This is a genomic window from Nonomuraea polychroma (assembly GCF_004011505.1).
GTDB lineage: Bacteria > Actinomycetota > Actinomycetes > Streptosporangiales > Streptosporangiaceae > Nonomuraea > Nonomuraea polychroma.
In genome coordinates, this window is record NZ_SAUN01000001.1 from 510,945 (window position 1) to 531,315 (window position 20,371).

Genomic DNA, 20,371 nt, shown 5'->3' on the forward strand with positions numbered 1-20,371 from the left:
ATGATCGTGGCTGTCTCCGCAGTTCTGGCCACCTGCGCCGTGGCTTGGCACACCCGCGCCTCCACCCCGGCTCGGCGGACCCGCGCGTCTGGCAGGGCTTGGCGCACTCGCGCGTCTACCGCGGGGTGGCACACCATCACGCCCAACAGGGCTTGGCACATTTGCGCGACCACGGGGACACTGATCACCCGTGCGTCTACCGGGTCGCGATCACCAGCCACGCCGCCCGCCTGGCGCAACGTCACCCTGGCCACGCTCATCTGCGCAGCAGCAGTCTCGGCGTCGGTCGCCTTCCGGGTCCACGCTCTCACCACCGGCCCAGCGGCCGAACTGGCGGCGAATGGCTCGTCCATCACCGCCCGGATCGCCCTCACCGACGACCCCAAACGCAGAGCTTCCCGGGGCGGACGCTTCGGTCAGGATGGTTATGTGGTCCCGGCCACCCTCGAGACCATTCAGAGCGCCGGAAACAGGCAGACCGTCAGCGTCCCCATCACCGTCTTCGCCAGCGGGAACGAATGGAGCGGCCTGCTCCCCAGCCAGCATCTCGAAGTCACCGGCCGCCTGGCGAAACCGACCCCTGGCGACTTGGTGGCGGCCGTTCTCCTGGTTCGGGGGCCACCACGAGTCCTGACGCCGCCGTCCCGGCTCCAGACGATCGCGGGCAGCCTGAGATCCGGCCTGCGCGCCGCCGCCGACGTCCTTCCCCCTGACCAGCGAGGACTTCTCCCCGGCCTGGTCGTGGGCGACGTCTCGCGCATGGATCCCCAGGTGGCGTCCGATCTCAGGGAGGCCGGCATGAACCACCTGCATGCCGTGAGCGGCGCCAACCTCGCGATCGTCGCCGGCGCCGCACTCGCGATTTCCCGTGTGATCGGCCTTTCCCTCCCCATGAGGGCGGGTTTCGCCGCCGTCGCGATGCTCGCGTTCGCCGTCGTGGCGCGCCCGTCCCCGAGCGTCCTGCGGGCCCTCCTCATGGGCCTGGTGGCTGCCGTCGCCCTTGGCACAGGGCGGGCGAGAGACGGTTTCGCGGCCCTGTCGGCAACGGTCCTGCTGCTGATGTTGTTCGCACCCGAATTGGCTCGCTCGTACGGTTTCGCCCTCTCGGTAGCCGCGACCGCAGGCATTCTGATCCTCGCCCCACGCTGGCGTGACCGCCTGTCATCCACGGAGCTGCGCAGTGACGCGTCCCAGGGCGGTGACTCGCCAGGCGGCGACTCCCGAGGCGGTGATCTGCGAGGGGGCGATCTGCGAGGGGGCGATCTGCGAGGGGGCGATCTGCGAGGGGGCGATCTGCGAGGGGGTGATCTGCGGGGCGGTGATCTGCGGGGCGGCGATCTGCGAGGGGGCGACTCTCGAGGCGGCGACGCCAAACGGTCGTATCGGCTGCCGCGTTGGCTGGCGGAGGCGGTGGCCGTGCCGGCGGCCGCTCAGGTGGCCGTGACGCCCGTGCTGGTGCTGATGTCAGGACAGCTGACCCCCGTGGCGGTGCTCGCCAACCTGCTCGTGGCACCGGCGGTGGCTCCCGCGACCCTGCTCGGCTTCGGCGCCGCACTCGTGGCGCCCTTATGGCCTGATGCGGCGAGTTTCCTCGTCATCCCCGCCGGATACGCCGTCGGCTGGATCATCACGGTCGCCGGCTGGGCCGTCGGCCTGCCCTTCGCGACGTTGCCCTGGCCCAGCGGCCTGCTGGGGCTCGCCCTGCTCGGGCTAGCGGTGGCGATCGCCGTACTCATCCTGCGCCGCCGGTCCTGGCGGGCGATGGCGCTGACGGCCGCCGCTGCTGCACTTGTGGCGGTCCTGGTGGTACGTCCCATCACCGGGCCGTGGCCGCCCAAGGACTGGCTGATGGTGATGTGCGACGTCGGGCAGGGAGACGGGCTGGTCATCGCGGCGGGACCAGGCCAAGGAGTCGTCGTCGACACCGGGCCTGACCCGATCGTCATGGACCGGTGCCTGCGCAGGCTGGGCGTCGACGACGTACCGCTGCTCGTTCTCACCCACCCGCACGCCGACCACGTCGACGGGCTCAGGGGAGTTCTCAGGAACCGGCGGGTAGGGGCCACGGTCGTCAGCCCGCAGCGCACGGAAGCCCGCGCCGTCGCGCACGTCTCGGCCATCCTGGCGGAGCGCCGGATACCGGAATGGACGGCGGCGCCGGGGAGCCGCTGGCGGTTCGGCCCCTCGGATCTGAGCGTGCTCGCTCCCGATCCCGGCATGGGCGACCTGCACGGGCAAGGGGAGGGCAGTGCGATCAACAACTCCAGCGTCGTGCTGCACGTACGGTGGCGCTCGGGATCGATACTGCTCGGCGGTGACCTCGAGACGGAGGCGCAGGAAGAGCTTCTGCGTCGCGTTCGGGTACGGGCTGACATTCTCAAGACACCGCATCACGGATCCGGCCGGCAGTCACCGGCCTTCCTAGCCTCCCTCGGGGCCCGGGCGGCGTTGGTCAGCGTGGGCGCCGACAACGACTACGGCCATCCGGCCCCGTCCACGCTCGCTCTGCTCCGGCGCCTGGGCGCAACCACTTACCGCACCGATCAGTCTGGGGATCTTGCGGTCGTCGAGCGAGATGGGGGATTGGCGGTGGTCGCCCGTGGGCCGTAGTACATAGAGCGGTCTGACGTCGTAGGCAGCGGACAGGCGTAGCAGCAGGTCGGTCGGATGTGGCAGGACTCATGAGCCCGATGGCGGCAGGCGTATGTCGTAGCGCTATGTGGTGGAGGCGTATCTCATGGGTTCAGCGGGCTCTCATGGGTTCAGCGGGCGGAAGCGTGATCTCATGGGCTCTGGTTGGTGGAGGTGCATCTAATGGGGCCGGGCGATCTTCATCCGAAGAACGCCGCGGTCGTCGCCACGAACCGGTCGGCGTCATCGAGCCATGGGAAATGGCCGGCTTCTGGTTGCACGACGAGCTCGGCGTTGGGGAACAGCGCGGCGAACTCGGCCACGGCGCTCGGCGGTGAGTTCAGGTCCACCTCTCCGGCAACCAGCAGCACCGGCGCGGTGAATGCGGCGAGCGCCGCCCGCGTGGCATCCGGATCGAACGCGCCCTCGGCTCCGAACCTGGCTGCGGCTTCGAGGTTCCGATGGTCGTCTTGGGCAGCCTGGTGAGCTTGTGCCGCCGCATCCCAGCGGCCGTAGAAGAAGGGGTCGATGGCCTGCCGGCCGCCGTCGGCCGCGTTGCCGGCCACGAGAGCTTCAAGAGCGGCGAAGGCCGCTGCGAACCAGGGCTCGCCCTTGCGGAGCCGCGCGATTTCCAGCCGCGTCTCTCCGGTGATCGCGATGCCGACGGCGTAGGCGCTCGGCGTGATCAGCGCGAGTCTGCCGACGCGGTCCGGGTGCCGGGCGGCGTACAACACCGCGAGGTTCGTGCCGGCGGAGTGACCGAGCAGATCCAACCGGTCGAGATCGAGATGCTCCCGTAGCGCCTCGACATCATCGACCAGCCGATCACAGCGGTAGGAACCGGCGTCCTCCGGTATCGCCGACTCACCGGTGCCCCGGGGATCCAGCATGATCAATTGCCGGTGCGCCGACAAGCCGCCGAGCTCACCGAGGTAAACGGAGTCCTGCATCGGTCCGCCGGGCAGGCAGATCACCGGGGTGCCCGCTCCGAACACGTGGTAGGCGAGATCGGTTCCATCGTGTGCGGAGAAGGTAGGCATGGCGAAGACCATGACAAGCGCATCCCGGCCCAGGCAACCGATTATCCCGCCCCCACCGATTCGTCCACGGGGGTTCCATAGCCGTCGAGGCCACTGCCAGGCGCACGCCGGCGCGGGGCGTGCCCCAGCCGGGATGGAGTCGTTCTGTGGGAGGTCGCGAGTAGCATCCGGACGCAGTCGACGATCTCGAGGTAGGGGGCCGCGGGCGGCGAGTACCAGGTTGTCGGTGGGGCATGGCATGCTGCCAGGCATGGCGGGAAGCGATCCAGCACCTGTGACCTTGGTCCTCGGCGATGAGGAATTGCTGGCCGAGCGGGCGGTGAGCGGCATCGTGGCGGCGGCGCGGGCCGCTGATCCGGACGTCGAGGTGCACGACCTCGTGGGGAGCAAGGTGACCACAGGGGAGCTGACGCAGTTGACCTCGCCGTCGCTCTTCGGCGATCGGTCCGTGGTGGTGATCCGGTCGGCGCAGGATCTGGCGAAAGAGGTCATCGCCGAGGTCGTGACCTATGCCAAGCAGCCGGCCGACGACACCGTGCTCGTGCTGGCGCACCCGGGCGGGGTGAAGGGCAAGGCGCTGGTCGACGGGGTGAAGAAGGCCAAGGCCGCGGTGATCACGATCAACAAGGTCACCAAGGCGGGGGAGCGGCTGGACTTCATCAAGGGGGAGTTCAAGCGGGCGGGGCGGAGCATTTCGGGAGATGCCGCGCAGGCGTTGCTCGACGCTGTCGGCCATGACTTGCGGGAGCTGGCGGCGGCGTGCAGCCAGCTGGCGTTCGACACCGAGGACAAGACGATCAGTGCGGCGGCCGTCGCGCGCTATCACAAGGGGCGGGCTGAGGTCACCGGGTTCAACGTGGCCGACTCGGCGATCGAAGGGCGGCTGGGCGACGCTCTGGAGCAGCTGCGGTGGGCGCTCGGGACCGGGGTCGCTCCAGTGTTGCTGGTGAGTGCCTTGGCCGGGGGGCTGAGGTCGCTCGCCAAGGTGGGGAGTGCGCCGCGCAATCTCCGGGGCGGGCAGTTGGCGAGCCATGTCGGGATGCCGCCGTGGAAGGTGGATCGGGTGAGGCGGCAGCTCAACGGGTGGGGGCCGGAGGGGTTGTCGAGGGCCATCCAGGCGGTGGCCGACGCGGACGAGCAGGTCAAGGGTGGGGGAGCGGATCCGGCGTACGCACTGGAGCATACGGTGCAGGTCATCGTGGCCAGCCGTACGGGGAGGTAGGGCCCCGGCGCCTGCGCCAGAAAGACAGGTGCCTGTGCTGGAGCCATGTGCGCGCCAGCACGGAGGCACGTGCGCGGTGCCGAGGGGCGTGCGCGGTGCCGAAGGGCGTGCGCGGTGCCGAAGGGCGTGCGCGGTGCCGAAGGGCGTGCGCGGTGCCGAAGGGCGTGCGCGGTGCCGAAGGATGCGCGCGGTCTGGAGGCGCGTGCGCAGCATGGAGGCAGGCGTGCCTGGGCCGGAGGTGCGGCGGCGGGTCGGGTGCTTGGGCTTCGGGGCGCGGCACGTGACCGTCCTTACCCCGCCTGTTCCGTGGAGGCTGCGGTGGTGGAGGCGGGCGTCCGGGTCGGCCGCCGAGGTCAGGTCAGTGCTGCCTCGCGGACCACGCCGTCGCTGATCTCCAGGACGCGGTCGGCCAGCGTGATCAGGCTCGGGTCGTGGGTGGCGACCAGGGCCGTGACGCCCTCGCTGCGTACGAGGGCCCGCAGCAGTTCCATGATCTGCCGCCCGGTCTGCGAATCCAGTTGCCCCGTCGGCTCGTCGGCCACGAGCAGCCGCGGCCGGTTCGCCAGTGACCTGGCGATCGCCACCCGCTGCCGCTGCCCGCCCGACAGCTCGTACGGCCGCTGGTTGGCGTGCGGTTCCAGTCCCACCAGGGCGAGCAGCATGCGGATGCGGGCTTCGCGTTCCTCGGCCGGCATCCGTATCAGCCGCATCGGCACCCCCACGTTCTCGGCCGCCGACAACACCGGGATCAGCCCGAACGACTGGAACACGAACCCGACCACGTCCCTGCGCAGCTCCAGCAGCGACTCCTCCGACATCGCCGTGACGTCGTTCCCGGACACGACGACCCGTCCAGCGTCCGGCCGGTCCAGGCCGCCGATCTGGTTGAGCAGGGTCGTCTTGCCGGAGCCGGAGCGGCCCCTGATCGCGACCAGTTCCCCGGGGAAGATCGAGAACGACACGTCGCGCAGCGCCACGACCTCCTTGGGCCCGCTCCGGTAGACCTTGCGCAGCCCTTCCACCACGACCAGGGGCGAATCAGTCATTGGAGGGCTCCTCTCGGGCCGGCCAGACGCCGATGTGGTCGGATTCGAGCTCCAACCGCACCCGGCGTTCCATGTGGAGGGCGTTCATGAAGTCGCGCGGCAGCTGAAGCCGGCCGACGCGGTCGAGCACGGCGTACTCCTCGGCGATGATCTGCCCCTCGGCGCCCTCGCGCCGCAGCGTCTCGCTGCTGGTACGCCCGTCGCGAATGCCCACCGTCCGGTCGACCTGCTCCGACACCAGCGGGTCGTGCGTCACGATGACCACGGTCACCCCCAGCTCCCTGTTGGCCGTGCGCAGCGCCTCGAAGACCTGCTCCGACGTCTCGCTGTCCAGCTCGCCCGTGGGCTCGTCGGCCAGGATGAGCTGCGGGGAGTTGGCCAGCGCGACGGCGATGGCGACGCGCTGCTGTTCGCCGCCCGACATTTCGGCGACTTTCCGGTTGGCGCAGGAGCCCACGCCCAGCAGCTCCAGGAGCTTTATGGCCCGGCCCTTCCGCGCGGCGCCGGCCAGCTTCATCGGCAGCTCGACGTTCTCCCGGGCGTTCAGGTACGGCAGCAGGTTGCGCGCCGTCTGCTGCCAGATGAACCCGACCACGGAACGCCGATACCGGAGCCGGTCCCGAGGGCTCATCGACAGCAGGTCCATGCCCGCCACCCTGGCCACCCCCGCCGTCGGCACGTCCAGCCCGGACAGCACGTTGAGCAGCGTCGACTTGCCCGACCCCGACGCCCCGACGATGGCGACCAGCTCGCCCTTGTCGATGACGAGGTCCAAGCCCTGCAGCGCGACGACCTCGACGCCTTCGGTCTTGTAGATGCGTACGAGGTTGTCGCACACGATGTGCGCGTCACCGCCGAACGCGGCCTTCTTCCGCGCGGCCCTGGCTTCGAGCTCGGACAGGGTCGGGTTCATGTGGAATCTCCCACTCGGAGTACGGCGCCGAGGTTGCGACGGCGGCCGATGGCGGTATGCGCGTACGCGCCGAGCGCCGCGGCGACGATCAGCGCCGCCGCCAGCGCACCGGGCGTGAGCAGGTCGGGAGAGTAGTCCCCGACCGGCAGGTCCCCCGCGTACGCCGACAGGTCCACACCGGGCCCCAGCGCGGCCGGCAACCCCAGCCCCAGCCCGAGCCCCACCAGCGAGGTGACGAGCACCATGGGAAGCACCTCCAGCACGGTCAGCCGCCGCGCCTGCCGCTCCGACAGCCCGAGCGTACGCAGGAACGACACCGCCCTGGTCCGGTCGGCGGCTCCGACGACCAGCGACAGGACGACGGCCACCAGCGCGTACAGCCCCAGCGCCACCGTCACCACGATCAGCGTGGAGCGCACCGCGCCGGTGAGCGGATCCTCCCGGATGACGGCCAGCGCCCGCTCCTGCGAGTCCACGGTCGACGCCGGCACCATCCGCGCCAGCTCGGCCAGCGGGACGTCACCCTTGATCAGCAACGTGTTCACCTCGAGCCGGGGCAGCGCGCTCGGGGACATGACGATGAACTTCCCGCTGGACCAGAATCCGGGGACCGCGTCGATCACACCCTGGGGGGTCAGCCGAGGCCGCCCCAGCCACCCGATCTCGAACGCGCCTCGCCCCCGCAGCTCGGGCGAGACCAGCGCGGACGTGTCGCCGGACAGCGTCGGCAGGCTGATGGGCGTGCCCGCGACGAGCCGCTGCCACTGTGCCATGTCCACCGCGATGGCGGCGGCCCACTCGGGGACGTCCGCGAGCTGCACCCGCCCCGTCTGCGCGACCACCACCTGCTCCACACCGTCCGTCGCGCGTACCTTCTCGATGACGGAGGCCTGGATCTCCCCGACCGACGTCACCTTGATCGGCGCGCCCACCTGCTGCCAGGACGCCCGTACCTGGGTGCTCGCGATCCCGCTGGAGATCACCGTCGCGAACACCGACACCGCCAGCGCCGGCAGCAGGATCAGCACCGGCAGCCCGCTGGCGGAGCGTGCCCTGGCCGCCCTGGTCAGTCCCAGGAACGGCACGGCGGAACGGCCTCGCCCGGCCAGCCGGACGAGCAGCCGCAGCGGGTACGGGTAGCAGCGCAACGTGATGAGCGCGGCCGCGAGCGTCAGCGCGACCGGCACCAGCAACAGGAACGGGTCCTGGGACAACCCGCGTTCCCGCAGCAGGTACGCCCCCGCCAGCGCCAGCCCCACGACCAGCACCTCCAGCGTGACCCGCCGGGGGGACGGCCGGGCCGCGGCCACGTCGTCGCGCCGCTCGTGCAGCGGCGTACGATGCGCGAGCGACACCCGGACCGCCGCGAACACCACGGCCGTGACCACCACGACCGCCGGGCCTGCATGCACGACGGGCAGCACCGGCCCGGGCACGAGGAACGACAGGGCATACCCGGCGAGGGCCGCGGGCGCCACGGCGAGCGCGGTCAGCGCCGCCCCGGCGCCGGCCACCTGCCGCAGCGACCCACCCCGGGCCCGCGCCAGCCCCAGCGGGTGCTCCATCCGGTCGGTCAGCAACCGCACGCCCAGCACGATCACGCCGAGCGCGACCGCGAGCAGCCCCCCGAGCGCCAGGAAAATCACGGTCTGCGCACTGGCCAGCGCGGCGCTGAAGTCGCCGAGCAGGTTGGGCAGCCCGGTGTCCAAGCGGTGCGGGCTGGGGCTCACCACCTGGACCGGCATCAGCCGCTCCAGCTCGGTGACCGCCGCTGCGACGTCCGGCACGGCCAGCGCGCTCGCGGCCCGCCCGTCGAGGGGAAGGACCCACCGGTAGGTGAGGTGGCGGGACTCGCCGCTCAGCGCGGTCAGCCCCGCGTCGGACATCACCGTCGTGACGTGGTACTCGAAGTCCAGCCCGCCCGGCGGCAACTGCCTGGAGACGTGCAGGACGTCGGCGTGGTGACTCCAGTAACGATCGTCCGGGTTCTTGGCCTTGAAGAGGCCGACGATCTTCACGGCGACGTAGTCGCTCTCGCCCAGCACCTTGGTCTGGCCGATCCCGAGGCCCATCTCGCGGACGGCCTCCTCCACGACGCCCACCTCGATCAGCGGGATCGTCTCGCCCTCGTGGCGCGTCGTGGACAGCGGGCCGGGCGCCCGCCCCCGCACCCACTCCACCCGCTGGTCGGCGTCGGACAGCCAGCCGAGGTTGATGTACGTCCGCCCGCTGGTCCCGGCGACGGGCGTGCGGGAGGTCTTGGCGCTCATGTGACCGGTGGGCGCGAGCAGGGGCCGCAGCGCCGCGGGGACGATCTGGCGCCATTGAGGGTAGAGGGATGCGAACTGGCCACGCTCGTGCAGATCCTGTTCGGGGGAACGCGGCTCCGAGGCCACAGTCAGGTCCGTCTGCACGGCGGGGGCGGTGGTCAGCGACCTGCGCAGCGCCTCGTCGAACGACGCCTGCGTCGCGCGGGGCAGCCCGGCGACGAGCAGGCAGGCGACCGCACTCAGCGCGATGAGCACGGTCAGCGTGCCCGCGTTCGCCCGGGCCAGGAGGGGAATCCTCACCGCTCCTCCACGACGTGCCCACGCCGCAGGCGTCGCGCCAGCCCGGCGACGATCGCGAACAGCACCCCGGTCATCAGCGCCAGCATCGCCGCCGTGGCCGCCCACGGAATGTCGAGCAGCACGCCGGGGGTCACCGCCGCCGCCTGTCCGGTCAGCACGATGTGCGGCACCACCAGCGTCCCGACGGCCACGGCGAGTCCGGTGCCGGCCGCCAGCGACAGCCCGATGACGAACGCCTGCTCCGTCGCCAGCAGCCCGAGCACCTGCCGGGAACTGGTCCCGAGCGCCCGCAACACGGCGAACTCCGCTCTCCGCTCCCGTGCCGCGACCGCCGCGTTCACCAGGAATCCGAGCGTCGCGAACCCGAGTGCCGCGGCGAACCCCAGCATGAGCGCCCCTTGCAGCCCGCTGGCCAGCGGGTCGTCCCGCAGCGCGGCGGCCAGCTCCCGCTGGTCGACCGCGGTCACGTCCCATCCGGGGCTCTTGCGAAGCGCCGCTCGCGCCGGATCGGTGTCGTCGGCGGCGAGCCACCACTCGGTGGCCGGCCTGGGCTGCTCGGCCGCGGCCAGCTCGTGCGCCTGCAGCGTCCCCCAGTCGGCGAGCACAGCCTTCTGCCCGGCCGCGGCCGTCGGCATGCTCTGTACGACACCCACCACCTTGACCTGCAGGACCCGGCCGGCGAGGCTGATCCGCCCGGCCTTTCCGGCCCCCATCTTGAGTGCGGTGGCGAGGTCGGCGGTAAGCACCACGGGCAGCGGCCCGAGCTGCTTCAGCGGCCCGAAGGCGATCACGCCGGGCACGTCGCCGGAGGGCCGGGGCACCGCCACGTCCTGGCCGTCCGCGCTCAGCCCGCCCAGCCTCAGCCCGGCCGGCGAGCTCGCGACGACGCCGCGCAGCGACAGCGGGTACGTGATCTTCCCGGACCGCCCGGCCGGCGACCGCAGATCGAGCTCCAACTGGTTCTCGCCCTTCCGCAGCACGCCGAGGGGCAGGTCCCGCCACACGCCCAGCGCGTCGGACAGCACCAGCCGCGCCGGGACTTCGGCGTCCGCCTCGACCCGCACGACGAGCATACGAGGCTGCCCGGGAAGGTCCAGCTTGCCCGCCTGCCTGCCGACGAGGGCCCGGGACATGTCGGCGACCGTCTGCGCCGACAGGTCGGGACGCAGCTGGAACAGCTCACCGAGCTGGGCCGCGTCGAGGCCGAGCAGCAGCGTGTCCTCGTTGCTCACCTCGGTCTGCCCGCGAAAGGCGGGAGAGGCCGCGGTGACGCCTGGCAGAGCGCTGAACACCGTGCCCCGCCCGAGCGACCCCAGCTCCGGCCCGTCCGGCGGCCCCGACAGCCGCAGGTCGGCGCCGGCCTGGTGGCGGGCCTGGTCGAGTTGCGAGGCCCGCCAGGTGGCGGCGGTGGTCATGGAGAGGATGCCGATCGCGATCGCCATGGTCAGCAGCAGCGCGGGACCGCCGTACCTGAGCGGCCGTCTACTGACCTGCCACGCCCCCAGCGCGGGGGCGAGCGCGGGCCGCCGGGAGGTCAGCCGCTCGGCCAGCCGCGAAACGCGCGGCACCAGCCGCAGCCCCAGCATGCCGCCCGCGAGCAACGCCAGCGCGGGTCCCGAGATGATGAGCGGGTCGATGCCGAGCCCGCCCGCCGCCGTCGCGGTGACCGGCGCGCCGTAGCGCCGCAGCTGCCAGATCGCCAGCGCGGCCACCGCGAGCAGCCCCAGGTCCGCGCCGGCCCGCTCGATCAGCCCGCGCACGCCGCCGCGGCCACGCGCCGACAGCTCCTCCACGTACGTGCGCCGCGCGCCCGCCAGGGCCGGCAACATCAGCAGCACGGCAGAGGCCAGGGCCACGCCGAAGGACACGAGGAACGTGCCGAGGTCGGCGGACGGCGCCAGACGCACCCCCGAGGCCCTGAGCCACGGCAACTGGTTGACCAGCGCGAGCAGCGGCGGGCCCAGGAACGGCGCGACGACCGCGCACGGCAGCGCCACCAGCAGCGCCTCGCCCCCGGCCAGCGCGGCCAGGCGGATCGTGCCCGCGCCGCGCGAGCGCAGCAGCGCCACCTCCATGCGGCGGTGGTCGGCCAGCAGCCGCGCGGTGAGCATCAGCGCGTACCCGGCCAGCAACAGCAGCTGCAGCACCGGGATCAGCATGGTCGAGCGGGCCACCAGCGCCGCGGTGTCGAGCTGGGTGAGGACCTCCGGCAGGCGGCTGGCGACCACGCAGCTCACGCAGCCGGCCGCCGTCAGCCGCTCGCCCGCCTGGCCCACCGCGTCCGCCATCGGGCGCAGCCGCTCGGGCGTCAGCGCGCTCAGGTCGGGCTCCGCCGTCCAGACGGTCCTGACGCTGGTCGCGAAGCGCGCCACGAACGTCTCCCGCGCCACCATCAACGGCCCATAGGTGGTGAAGTCGCCGCGCTCGACGCCCCTGCTCAGCAACTGCTCGCCCGCCCAGCGCTCGTCCGACGTGTCGCGGAGCTGGAAGACGCCGACGATGCGGACCGTGACCGGGCGCGGATCGAGCCTGCCCTTCGTGACGAACTCCCTGCCGACCTCGAACCCGGTGGCCGAGGACGCCGGCAGCGAGATCGCCGCCTCGATCGTCGATCCGCCGGCGCGCGGCCAGGTGCCGGAGATCAGCTCGGCGTGCCGGTCGAGCCCGTCATGGCTGCCGAACCTGAGCAGCTCGGGCTGCTGCTCGCCTTCCTGGCCCGGCATGACGTACGAGTCGGAGCGGAAGCTGGTGGTGATCGCAGGGACCGCGGCGTAGGCGCGGGCGAGCTCGTCCCGCACCGCCCGGTCGTACCTGGGAAAGGTCTCGGCGGTGATCTGGGCGCCCACGGTGGCGGCCGTCTGCCGGTACGAAGCCTGCTCCATCGTCCTGCGGACACCGGCGTCGGCGATGGAGGAGGCGTACATGGTCAAGGCGACCAACGTGGTGGTCGCCAGGAGAATCGACCCGAGCGCGGCCAGCAGGAGCAACGGCTCGTTGAACGCCCTCTTGACGATCACCGGCCCCCGCATGTGTCCCATTCAAAGCGCCCGGGGCCGAAGGCCGGAAGGTGATCACTGCAACGGTGACGCACCCGGTATGGCGATGTGATATCGAAATCGTGACAAAACCGTACGCAAAAACGCCGCACCCCTGAACGGGTGCGGCGTCTGCCGTGCCAGGTGTTACTTGGCGGCGGCCAGCGCGGCGGCCTGCTTGGCGATCGCCGACTTGCGGTTGGCAGCCTGGTTCTTGTGGATGACGCCCTTGCTGGCGGCCTTGTCCAGCTGGCGGGCGGCGGCCTTCTGCAGTGCCGCAGCCTGCTCGACGTCGCCCTGCTCGGCGGCCTCGCGGAACTTGCGGACAGCGGTCTTCAGAGAAGACTTGACCGCCTTGTTGCGCAGACGAGCCTTCTCGTTCTGCTTGTTGCGCTTGATCTGGGACTTGATGTTCGCCACGAAGAAGCCTCGGTGAAAGTCTGAGTGATTGGATGGGGCGCGCGGGCTCGAGAGAGGGCGCGCCACACGCAGTTGTACAGGTTACCAATAACCCAGGGGCCTGCTCAAATCAACGCCAGCGTGTCATGTACTCTCGCCAGTCTTCTTCCGTGGCGGCGAAGTCCACGTAGAGGGCCAGGCCGAAGCGCTCGCGGCGGCCGTGCTCGGTCAGCGCCAGCCTAGCGCCCTCGGCGGCCATCGCGACGCTCTCGGCCGCGTCGGCCCAGGCCAGCCCGTGGTCGTGGTAGGCCGGGGCGCCGATGAGCACCAGTTTGTCGTCGGGGGCCAGGTCCAGGGCGAGCTCGGCCTGGCGGGCCACGTAGCCGCCGTAAAGGGACTGCAGCGGGGTGAACGAGTCGTAGGTCATGACGGCGACCTGGTCGACGCGGCTCACGACCTGCTGGAAGTAGCCGTGGGACCAGTATTTGTCGTGGCTCAGGATCGCTCTGGCGGTCAGGCGCATGCCCGGGTACGGCTCGATCTGCGGGACCGACGTGGACAGGAGCTTCGTGTGCTGCCGGGTGCGTTCCAGCAGGTCAAGGAACTCGCTGTCGTCGTCGCCGATGGGCTCGAAGTTGTAGTGGATGCCGTCGTAGCCCTGTTTCATGATGGCGGCGACGCCGGCGAGGACGTTGTCGCGGGACTTGGGGTCGTCGAGGTCGAGACCGTTCTTGACGGCCTGGCCGAGCCAGGCGGAGACACGGACGGCTGGAAGGTGCTGACGCATCCACTTCACGAAATTTGCGGCATTGGGATATTTGGAGGGTTTTAAGCTGCCGTCCCATTCGAACGGGCCTGAGTGGACGTACACGTCCTTGATGCCTGTGGCGCGCAGCCGTACCGCTAACTGCTGCACGTCACGCTCGGTGCGGCGGCCGTCCACCCACATATGGCCCAGCCAGAGGGCGTCGTTGCCAGTGCTCTTCGCCCAGGCCGCCGGGGCACCGGTAAACTGAAGGCGGAGCGCGGCGGCGAGGAGGCCGGCCAGCGCGACCACGACGGCCAAGGCAAGCGCGAGCAGGCGCAGGCCGCGGCGGATGACGGTTCGGGCAATCACCCGGGCATGTCACCATGAAAGACGCTTGACCTCAACCCTGTCGAAACGGACTTCGGTGCGCACTCAGCCTGGCCAGACCGACCCCGCGTTGATCCGCAACTTCTGCATCATCGCGCACATCGACCATGGCAAGTCGACCCTTGCCGACCGGATGCTGCAGATCACCGGCGTGGTCGACGACCGCTCCATGCGCGCTCAATATCTCGACAGGATGGACATCGAGCGCGAGCGCGGCATCACGATCAAGTCGCAGGCCGTCCGGCTGCCGTGGGACGGCCACGTGCTCAACATGATCGACACGCCGGGGCACGTGGACTTCACCTACGAGGTGTCCCGTTCGCTGCAGGCGTGCGAGGGCGCGATCCTGCTGGTCGACGCGGCCCAGGGCATCGAGGCGCAGACGCTGGCCAACCTCTACCTGGCCATGAACGCCGACCTGCACATCATCCCGGTCCTCAACAAGATCGACCTGCCCGCGGCGCAGCCGGAGAAGTTCGCCGAGGAGCTGGCCGGGCTGATCGGCTGCGACCCGTCCGACGTGCTCAGGGTGTCGGGCAAGACCGGCGAGGGCGTGCGCGAGCTGCTCGACCACGTCGTCCAGACCGTCCCCGCGCCGATCGGGAACGCCGACACGGCCGCCCGGGCGCTGATCTTCGACTCGGTCTATGACACGTACCGTGGCGTGGTGACGTACGTCCGGGTGATCGACGGGCACCTCGGCAAGCGCGAGCGCATCCTGATGATGTCCACCATGGCCACCCACGAGACGCTGGAGATCGGCGTCATCTCGCCCGAGCCCAAGGTCTCCGACCGGGGCCTCGGCGTGGGCGAGGTGGGCTACCTCATCACCGGCGTCAAGGACGTGCGCCAGTCGCGGGTCGGTGACACCGTCACCTCGGCGACCAAACCGGCCGGCGAGATGCTGGCGGGCTACGAGCACCCGAAGCCGATGGTGTTCTCCGGGCTCTATCCGATCGACGGCGACGAATACCCCGAGCTGCGCGAGGCGCTCGACAAGCTTCAGCTCAACGACGCCGCGCTCGTCTACGAGCCGGAGACCTCGGCCGCGCTCGGCTTCGGCTTCCGCGTCGGCTTCCTCGGGCTGCTCCACATGGAGATCGTGCGCGAGCGGCTGGAGCGGGAGTTCGGGCTGTCGCTGATCTCGACCGCGCCCAACGTGGTCTACCGCGTGGTCATGGAGGACGGCAAGGAGCTCACGGTCACCAACCCGTCGGAGTTCCCGACGGGCGGGAAGATCGCGCAGGTCTTCGAGCCGGTCACCAAGTCCACGATCCTGGCCCCGTCCGAGTTCATCGGCGCGATCATGGAGATCTGCCAGGGGCGGCGCGGACAGCTGCTCGGCATGGACTACCTGTCGGAGGACCGCGTCGAGATCCGCTACACGCTGCCGCTCGGCGAGATCATCTTCGACTTCTTCGACCAGCTCAAGTCGCGCACCCGCGGCTACGCCTCGCTGGACTACGAGCCGGCGGGGGAGCAGGAGGCCGATCTGGTCAAGGTCGACATCCTGCTGCAGGGCGAGCCCGTGGACGCCTTCAGCGCGATCGTCCACAAGGACAAGGCTTACACCTACGGCGTCGACATGGCGAAGAAGCTGCGCGAGTTGATCCCGCGGCAGCAGTTCGAGGTGCCGATCCAGGCCGCCATCGGCGCCCGGGTCATCGCCCGCGAGAACATCCGCGCCATCCGCAAGGACGTCCTGGCCAAGTGTTACGGCGGTGACATCAGCCGTAAGCGCAAGCTGCTGGAGAAGCAGAAGGAAGGCAAGAAGCGGATGAAGATGGTCGGCCGCGTCGAGGTGCCCCAGGAGGCCTTCGTCGCCGCGCTGTCCACCGACTCCAGCGCCGACAAGGCCAAGAAGTAACGTTCAGAGCCCCAAGATCTCCGGTGTGTGCGCGAGCGCGCGCCAGCGTGACCTGGGGTCGGCGAGCAGCCGGCGGGCTTGGAGGTCCATCAGCCCGCCGACGCCGGTCATCTCGGCGGCCAGGACGCCGTCCGCGCGCCTGAACTCCTGCCTGACCAGGAACGTCCTCCCTTCGCCCCACTCGAACGCGCACGTCACGTCCACCTCGTCGCCGCCGCGCAACTCCCGGTGGTAGCGGATGGTGTTCTCCAGAGTGACGGGGCCGACGCCGCTGGCCAGCAGGTTGTCGATCGTGATGCCGGCGGCGCGCAGGCACTCCCAACGGGCATGGTCGCCGTACTGGTGATAGACAGCGCCGTTGACGTGGCCCTGCGTGTCGAGCTCGTAGCCGCGGACGGCGACGCGCACCGAGAACGTCATGAGCGCTCCTCCATCCAGGCGTGGGACTTGGCGGTGAGGTAGCGCAGCCCATCGTCGCCGAGTTCCACCCACTCGCCGCGCGCCCAGCCTCCCGTGGTCTGAGGGGCGAACCCGTGCCGCTGGAACAGCTCCGACGCCTCCTTCTGAGTGAGGCCACGGCGCCCCCACTCCCGGATGACCCGGGCCGTCCGCTCGTCCTCGCCCGCATCCTGATCGCCGAGCGCTCCCGCCAGCTCCTCCAGCCCGCGCGCGATGAGCCTCAGTGCGGACTGGATCTTCGGTACGTCCATATCCCATCGCCTATCAATCGGCAGCGATTGCCTATCGATCGTAACGGCTACCCTGAATGCATGGAAGTGGTGCAAACGGCGCGGATGCTGCTATCTCGCGTCACAGGCGACGACCTGCCGGCCGTGCACGAGCTTCACTCCGACTCGCGTACGAGCGTGTACAACCCGTCCGGTCCGTCCCCCGATCTGGAGTCCAGCCGGGCCATGCTGGATCTGTGGCTCGCCGACTGGGACGAGCGCGGGCTCGGCTATTGGGCGGCGCGGCTGCTGGGGGAGCCGGAGGTGATCGGTTTCGGTGGTTTGCGCCACGCCGTCGTCGACGGGGAGCACGTGCTGAACCTCTACTATCGGTTCCGGCCGTCGGCGTGGGGGCACGGCTACGCGCTGGAGCTGGCCGAGGCGGCGCTACGAGTCGGCAAGCGGCTCGGGACCGTGGTGGCCGTGATCCGCGACACCAACGCGCCGTCACGGAGGGTGGCGGAGCGCGCTGGCATGCGCAGGGACCGCACGATTCCGTACGGGGGAGTGCCGAGCGACGTGTACGTCGCCTGAGCGCGCCTCAGCGCCCGGTCCGCCACACGTAACCCGCCAGCACCGCCACACCGGCCACCGCTTGGGCGGCCAGCAGCGCGCCCGGGACGGGAGCCGGAGACGCCAGCGCGATCAAGGCGGGCAGGCATCCGGCCGCCGCCACGTCCACGCCCGTGACCGCCCACAACACCGGCCCGAGCGGGATGGCGCCCCCGGCGGTCTCGATGATCGGAAGCGAGTGATCGACCGGGCTCCGCCGCGCCATCCGCAGTCCTCCAGCGGCCAGCGCGGGAGCGACGAGCAGCCCCACCAACCACGAGACCGCGACCCCTGCCGCGCCCGTCACGGGAGACCCGCCGGCCAGGACCAGTCCGGTCAGGGCCGTGGCGGTCCAGGCGCCGCTCAGCAGTGCGGGCAGCACCGCGCGGGCCGCCAGCGCCGGGCGGTGGCCCACGCCGATCAACCTGGCCAGCGCCGGGTTGTCGCTGTCACGCCGCGCGCCCGTCGCGCTCGACGCGGCCACGGCCAGCCCGCCCGCCAGCACGGCCACTCCGAGCGCCGCAGGCGAAAAGCCGGCCTGGGCCAGCACCACAGGAAGCGCGGCGGTCGTGAGCATCGCCGCCAGGCGCCCCGGCCTGCGGGCCAGGCGGCGCCAGTCCTGCCAGGCCAGCGCCAGCGGCGCCGGCAGCGATGGCCACCGTCGCGAGAGGAGCGTCCTGGCCCTCCAGTGGTTGTCCTCGGCGATCCACGTGAACCTCCCCGGATCCACGCAGACGGCCGCGCTCGCCACGTGTCCGGCCCGGGTCGAGGCCGCCATGATGTCGCGGGCGGGGATCCTGTCCAGCGCCGCCCACGCCTGCCGTACCAGCAGGCCTGAGGCTACGGCGGCGCAGGCCGCCGCCGCGGCCACCGCCTGGAGTGGTGCGCCGGCCGCGATGGCCGACACCGTACGGAGCTGCCCGCTGACCGCCACCGCCGCCAGCACCAGGAGCGCCACCATCGCGGCCGTCAACCAGACCTGCCACGACTGGGACGCCTGCGCCAGCACCGCCAGCGCCATCCCGCCCACGCCGGCGAACACGCCCACCGCCAGCGCGCCGAGCAGCCGCCACACAAGCTGGTCGGGCGCGCCCAGCACGGCCAGCACGCCCAGCCCGAGCAGAGCGCCCCCGACCACCCCCACCGAAAGGAGCGCCTGTCCGGTACGTCCCAGCAGGTGCCGCCGGTTCAGCGGCGAGAGCAACAACCATGACGCGTCCGGCCCCGGAAGCATCACCGGCCCCGCCGCCCGCGCCGCGGCCAGGTAGGCGGCCGCCGCCAGCGCGATCAGCGCCACTCCCGCCCCCATCCGCGCGGGATCGCCGGGCGCGGCCAGCCCCGCCAGCACGTCGGCGAGCGGATCGCCGACCACGGCGAGGAACACCGCGACGCAGAACCCGGTGACGTACCAATCGGCCGCGCGGCGGCGGCTGCGGCCGTGTGACCGCACGAAAGCCCGCACCGACCGCACGCTGACACCGGACTCCGTCATGCCCGCACCTCCGGAACGCGGCTCATGCGGTCACGCCCGACGGTGAGACCTGGCGGGCGCAGGCGGCCAGGCCCGGGTCGTGGGTGGCCATGACGACGGTGCCGCCCTCGTCCGTGTACGCGGCCAGCAGGCCGGCCAGCCGGCCACGGAAATCGGCGTCCAGGCCGCGTTCCGGCTCGTCGAGCAGGAGCAAGGTGCTCGGCCTGAGCAGCGTGGCGGCCAGCGAGAGACGCTGCCGCTGGCCGGTCGACAGGTTCAGTGGCACCGCGTCGGCACGCTCCACCAGGGAGAACACCTCCAGTGCCGCCTCGACCGTCATCCGCGCCGTGGGGTGCACGGCCGCCATCAGCTCCAGGTGCTCGCGCGCGGTCAGCCCCGGGTACCAGGCGGGCTCGTCGCCCAGCAGCGCGACCCGGCGCCAGAAGGGGCCGTCGTCGACCGGCGGCTTCCCGAACATCCGCACCTCGCCGGAGGCGGCGGGCTGGAGCCCGGCCAGGCAGCGCAGCAGGGTCGACTTGCCCGACCCGTTGGGGCCGACGACGGCCACGATCTCGCCGGCCGCCACGGTCAGGCTCATGTCCCGCAATACCGGGTTGCCGCCGAGCTCGACCGTGAGTCCGGAAACGCTGATGATCGAGTCGTACACCGTTCGAGCCTAACCGGTCCGTCCGCCGCCCGTTCGAGGCCCCGGGATTCTGTCGGTGCCGCCGACTACGGTCTCTTCCCGAACACCTGTGCGACTGGAGGGTGGCGTGATTGCTTCTGAGCGATTCGAGCGTGCGGCGGTGCTGGGGGTCGCTGTGGCCGAGGAGACCAGACGGCTGCTGAGCCGGCACCTGGATGCGGCCGGAGTGGAGGGAGACGGTGGCACCGTGCTGGTCGACGTGCCTTATCCCGACGCCGCCGTCGTCACGGCGCTGCTGGATGTGGCGGCCGAGTGCTTCGGTGAGCGGGGTGACTCGATCGAGGAGACCCGGCAGGCCGCGCTGGAGACGTTGTTACAGCTTGCCGGGTTCGATGCCGAGTCGCAGCTCAACTGCGGTGAGGTGGGCGGCGGCTGAAGGGAGTCGCAGGGCCAAGTGTTACCGTCCGGTTCATGCGCATTCTCTCCGTCAACGTGGGCACAACGGTCGAGGCTGGATGGGCCGGGAAGATGGGGCGTACGGCCATCGACAAGCGAGCCGTCACGCACCGTGTCGAGGTCCTCGCCAACGGGCTGTCCGGCGACGAGCGGGCCGACAAGAAGCACCACGGGTCCCCCGACCACGCCGTCTACTCCTACGCCCGGGAGGACTACGACTGGTGGGAGGCCGAGCTGGGGCGGGAGCTGCGTGACGGGCGGTTCGGCGAAAACCTCACCACCTACGGCCTCGACGTCAACGGGGCCATGATCGGCGAGCGGTGGCGGGTGGGCAGCGCCGTGCTGGAGGTGACCGGACCCCGGGTGCCCTGCGTGGTGTTCCGCAACTGGATGGACGAGCCCGGCTGGGTCAAGCGCTTCACCGAAGCGGTCCGGCCCGGGGCCTACCTGAGGGTGGTCGAGCTCGGCGAGCTGGGCGCCGGAGACGGGGTGGAGGTCGTCTCGCGTCCCGAGATCGGGGTGACGGTGGCCGACTGGTTCCGGGCCCGCCACGGGGACAGGGACGCGTTGCGCCGCATCCTTGCCGTTCCCGGACATGACGGCCGATGGGACGAGATGGCGGAAAAGGTGCTGGCCGGGTAGAGGCCCCCTACCCGGCCG

17 protein-coding genes are annotated in these 20,371 nt (G+C 71.1%); 6 read left to right on the forward strand and 11 right to left on the reverse strand.

Going from position 1 to position 20,371, the window contains the following annotated elements; all coding sequences use genetic code 11:
- Positions 1-429 precede the first annotated feature (429 nt).
- Positions 430-2,610 carry a ComEC/Rec2 family competence protein gene (locus tag EDD27_RS02285; protein WP_241563821.1) on the forward strand — a complete coding sequence of 727 codons (2,181 nt, stop codon included), beginning with the start codon at positions 430-432 and terminating at the stop codon, positions 2,608-2,610.
- Positions 2,611-2,831: 221 nt separating this feature from the next.
- Here EDD27_RS02285 and EDD27_RS02290 read toward each other — a convergent pair whose 3' ends face one another.
- Positions 2,832-3,671, reverse strand: coding sequence for an alpha/beta fold hydrolase (locus EDD27_RS02290; protein WP_127930838.1), 840 nt, complete (start codon positions 3,669-3,671; stop codon positions 2,832-2,834).
- A 238-nt stretch (positions 3,672-3,909) separates the two neighbouring features.
- Between EDD27_RS02290 and holA the strand changes: the two genes are divergently transcribed.
- Entirely contained in the window at positions 3,910-4,893 is a 984-nt protein-coding gene (holA, locus tag EDD27_RS02295; RefSeq protein WP_206641198.1) for a DNA polymerase III subunit delta, read from the forward strand.
- Positions 4,894-5,246: 353 nt separating this feature from the next.
- On the opposite strand, the gene EDD27_RS02300 is transcribed toward holA, so the two are convergent.
- The 6 genes from EDD27_RS02300 to EDD27_RS02325 all read right to left on the reverse strand — a co-directional run bounded on the left by EDD27_RS02300 (position 5,247) and on the right by EDD27_RS02325 (position 13,973).
- Positions 5,247-5,939, reverse strand: coding sequence for an ABC transporter ATP-binding protein (locus EDD27_RS02300; protein ID WP_127930840.1), 693 nt, complete (start codon positions 5,937-5,939; stop codon positions 5,247-5,249).
- Positions 5,932-6,852 carry an ABC transporter ATP-binding protein gene (locus EDD27_RS02305; RefSeq protein WP_127930841.1) on the reverse strand — a complete coding sequence of 307 codons (921 nt, stop codon included), beginning with the start codon at positions 6,850-6,852 and terminating at the stop codon, positions 5,932-5,934. Before EDD27_RS02305 ends, EDD27_RS02300 begins: the two co-directional genes overlap by 8 nt.
- Positions 6,849-9,422 carry an FtsX-like permease family protein gene (locus EDD27_RS02310; protein ID WP_127930842.1) on the reverse strand — a complete coding sequence of 858 codons (2,574 nt, stop codon included), beginning with the start codon at positions 9,420-9,422 and terminating at the stop codon, positions 6,849-6,851. Before EDD27_RS02310 ends, EDD27_RS02305 begins: the two co-directional genes overlap by 4 nt.
- Positions 9,419-12,451 (reverse strand): ABC transporter permease, encoded by a 3,033-nt coding sequence (locus EDD27_RS02315; protein ID WP_164903437.1) that lies wholly within the window; start codon positions 12,449-12,451, stop codon positions 9,419-9,421. Before EDD27_RS02315 ends, EDD27_RS02310 begins: the two co-directional genes overlap by 4 nt.
- 153 nt (positions 12,452-12,604) lie before the next feature.
- The gene (gene rpsT, locus EDD27_RS02320) at positions 12,605-12,877 is read right to left on the reverse strand and encodes a 30S ribosomal protein S20 (protein ID WP_127930844.1); all 273 of its coding nucleotides are present in this window, start codon (positions 12,875-12,877) and stop codon (positions 12,605-12,607) included.
- 109 nt (positions 12,878-12,986) lie between these two features.
- Entirely contained in the window at positions 12,987-13,973 is a 987-nt protein-coding gene (locus EDD27_RS02325; RefSeq protein ID WP_127930845.1) for a glycoside hydrolase family 18 protein, read from the reverse strand.
- Between the two features lie 55 nt (positions 13,974-14,028).
- Here EDD27_RS02325 and lepA point away from each other — a divergent pair, with 55 nt between their 5' ends.
- On the forward strand, positions 14,029-15,858 hold the full coding sequence (gene lepA, locus EDD27_RS02330; protein WP_127930846.1) for a translation elongation factor 4: 1,830 nt from the start codon (positions 14,029-14,031) through the stop codon (positions 15,856-15,858).
- A gap of 3 nt (positions 15,859-15,861) precedes the next feature.
- Here the strand turns inward: lepA and EDD27_RS02335 are convergent, their stop codons facing one another.
- Together EDD27_RS02335 and EDD27_RS02340 are read right to left on the reverse strand one after the other, a co-directional pair.
- Positions 15,862-16,278: an acyl-CoA thioesterase gene (locus EDD27_RS02335; protein ID WP_127930847.1), complete on the reverse strand. Its 417-nt coding sequence runs from the start codon at positions 16,276-16,278 to the stop codon at positions 15,862-15,864.
- The gene (locus EDD27_RS02340; protein ID WP_127930848.1) at positions 16,275-16,568 is read right to left on the reverse strand and encodes a hypothetical protein; all 294 of its coding nucleotides are present in this window, start codon (positions 16,566-16,568) and stop codon (positions 16,275-16,277) included. Before EDD27_RS02340 ends, EDD27_RS02335 begins: the two co-directional genes overlap by 4 nt.
- A gap of 60 nt (positions 16,569-16,628) precedes the next feature.
- Between EDD27_RS02340 and EDD27_RS02345 the strand changes: the two genes are divergently transcribed.
- Positions 16,629-17,120, forward strand: coding sequence for a GNAT family N-acetyltransferase (locus EDD27_RS02345; RefSeq protein ID WP_241563822.1), 492 nt, complete (start codon positions 16,629-16,631; stop codon positions 17,118-17,120).
- A 7-nt stretch (positions 17,121-17,127) separates the two neighbouring features.
- Here EDD27_RS02345 and EDD27_RS02350 read toward each other — a convergent pair whose 3' ends face one another.
- The gene (locus EDD27_RS02350) at positions 17,128-18,630 is read right to left on the reverse strand and encodes a DUF6297 family protein (RefSeq protein WP_127930849.1); all 1,503 of its coding nucleotides are present in this window, start codon (positions 18,628-18,630) and stop codon (positions 17,128-17,130) included.
- A gap of 22 nt (positions 18,631-18,652) precedes the next feature.
- Entirely contained in the window at positions 18,653-19,276 is a 624-nt protein-coding gene (gene ccmA, locus EDD27_RS02355) for a heme ABC exporter ATP-binding protein CcmA (protein ID WP_127930850.1), read from the reverse strand.
- A gap of 106 nt (positions 19,277-19,382) precedes the next feature.
- On the opposite strand from ccmA, the gene EDD27_RS02360 reads away from it, so the two are divergent.
- Both EDD27_RS02360 and EDD27_RS02365 read left to right on the forward strand, forming a co-directional pair.
- The gene (locus EDD27_RS02360; RefSeq protein ID WP_127930851.1) at positions 19,383-19,691 is read left to right on the forward strand and encodes a hypothetical protein; all 309 of its coding nucleotides are present in this window, start codon (positions 19,383-19,385) and stop codon (positions 19,689-19,691) included.
- A gap of 35 nt (positions 19,692-19,726) precedes the next feature.
- On the forward strand, positions 19,727-20,353 hold the full coding sequence (locus tag EDD27_RS02365) for an MOSC domain-containing protein (RefSeq protein WP_127930852.1): 627 nt from the start codon (positions 19,727-19,729) through the stop codon (positions 20,351-20,353).
- Positions 20,354-20,371 lie beyond the last annotated feature (18 nt).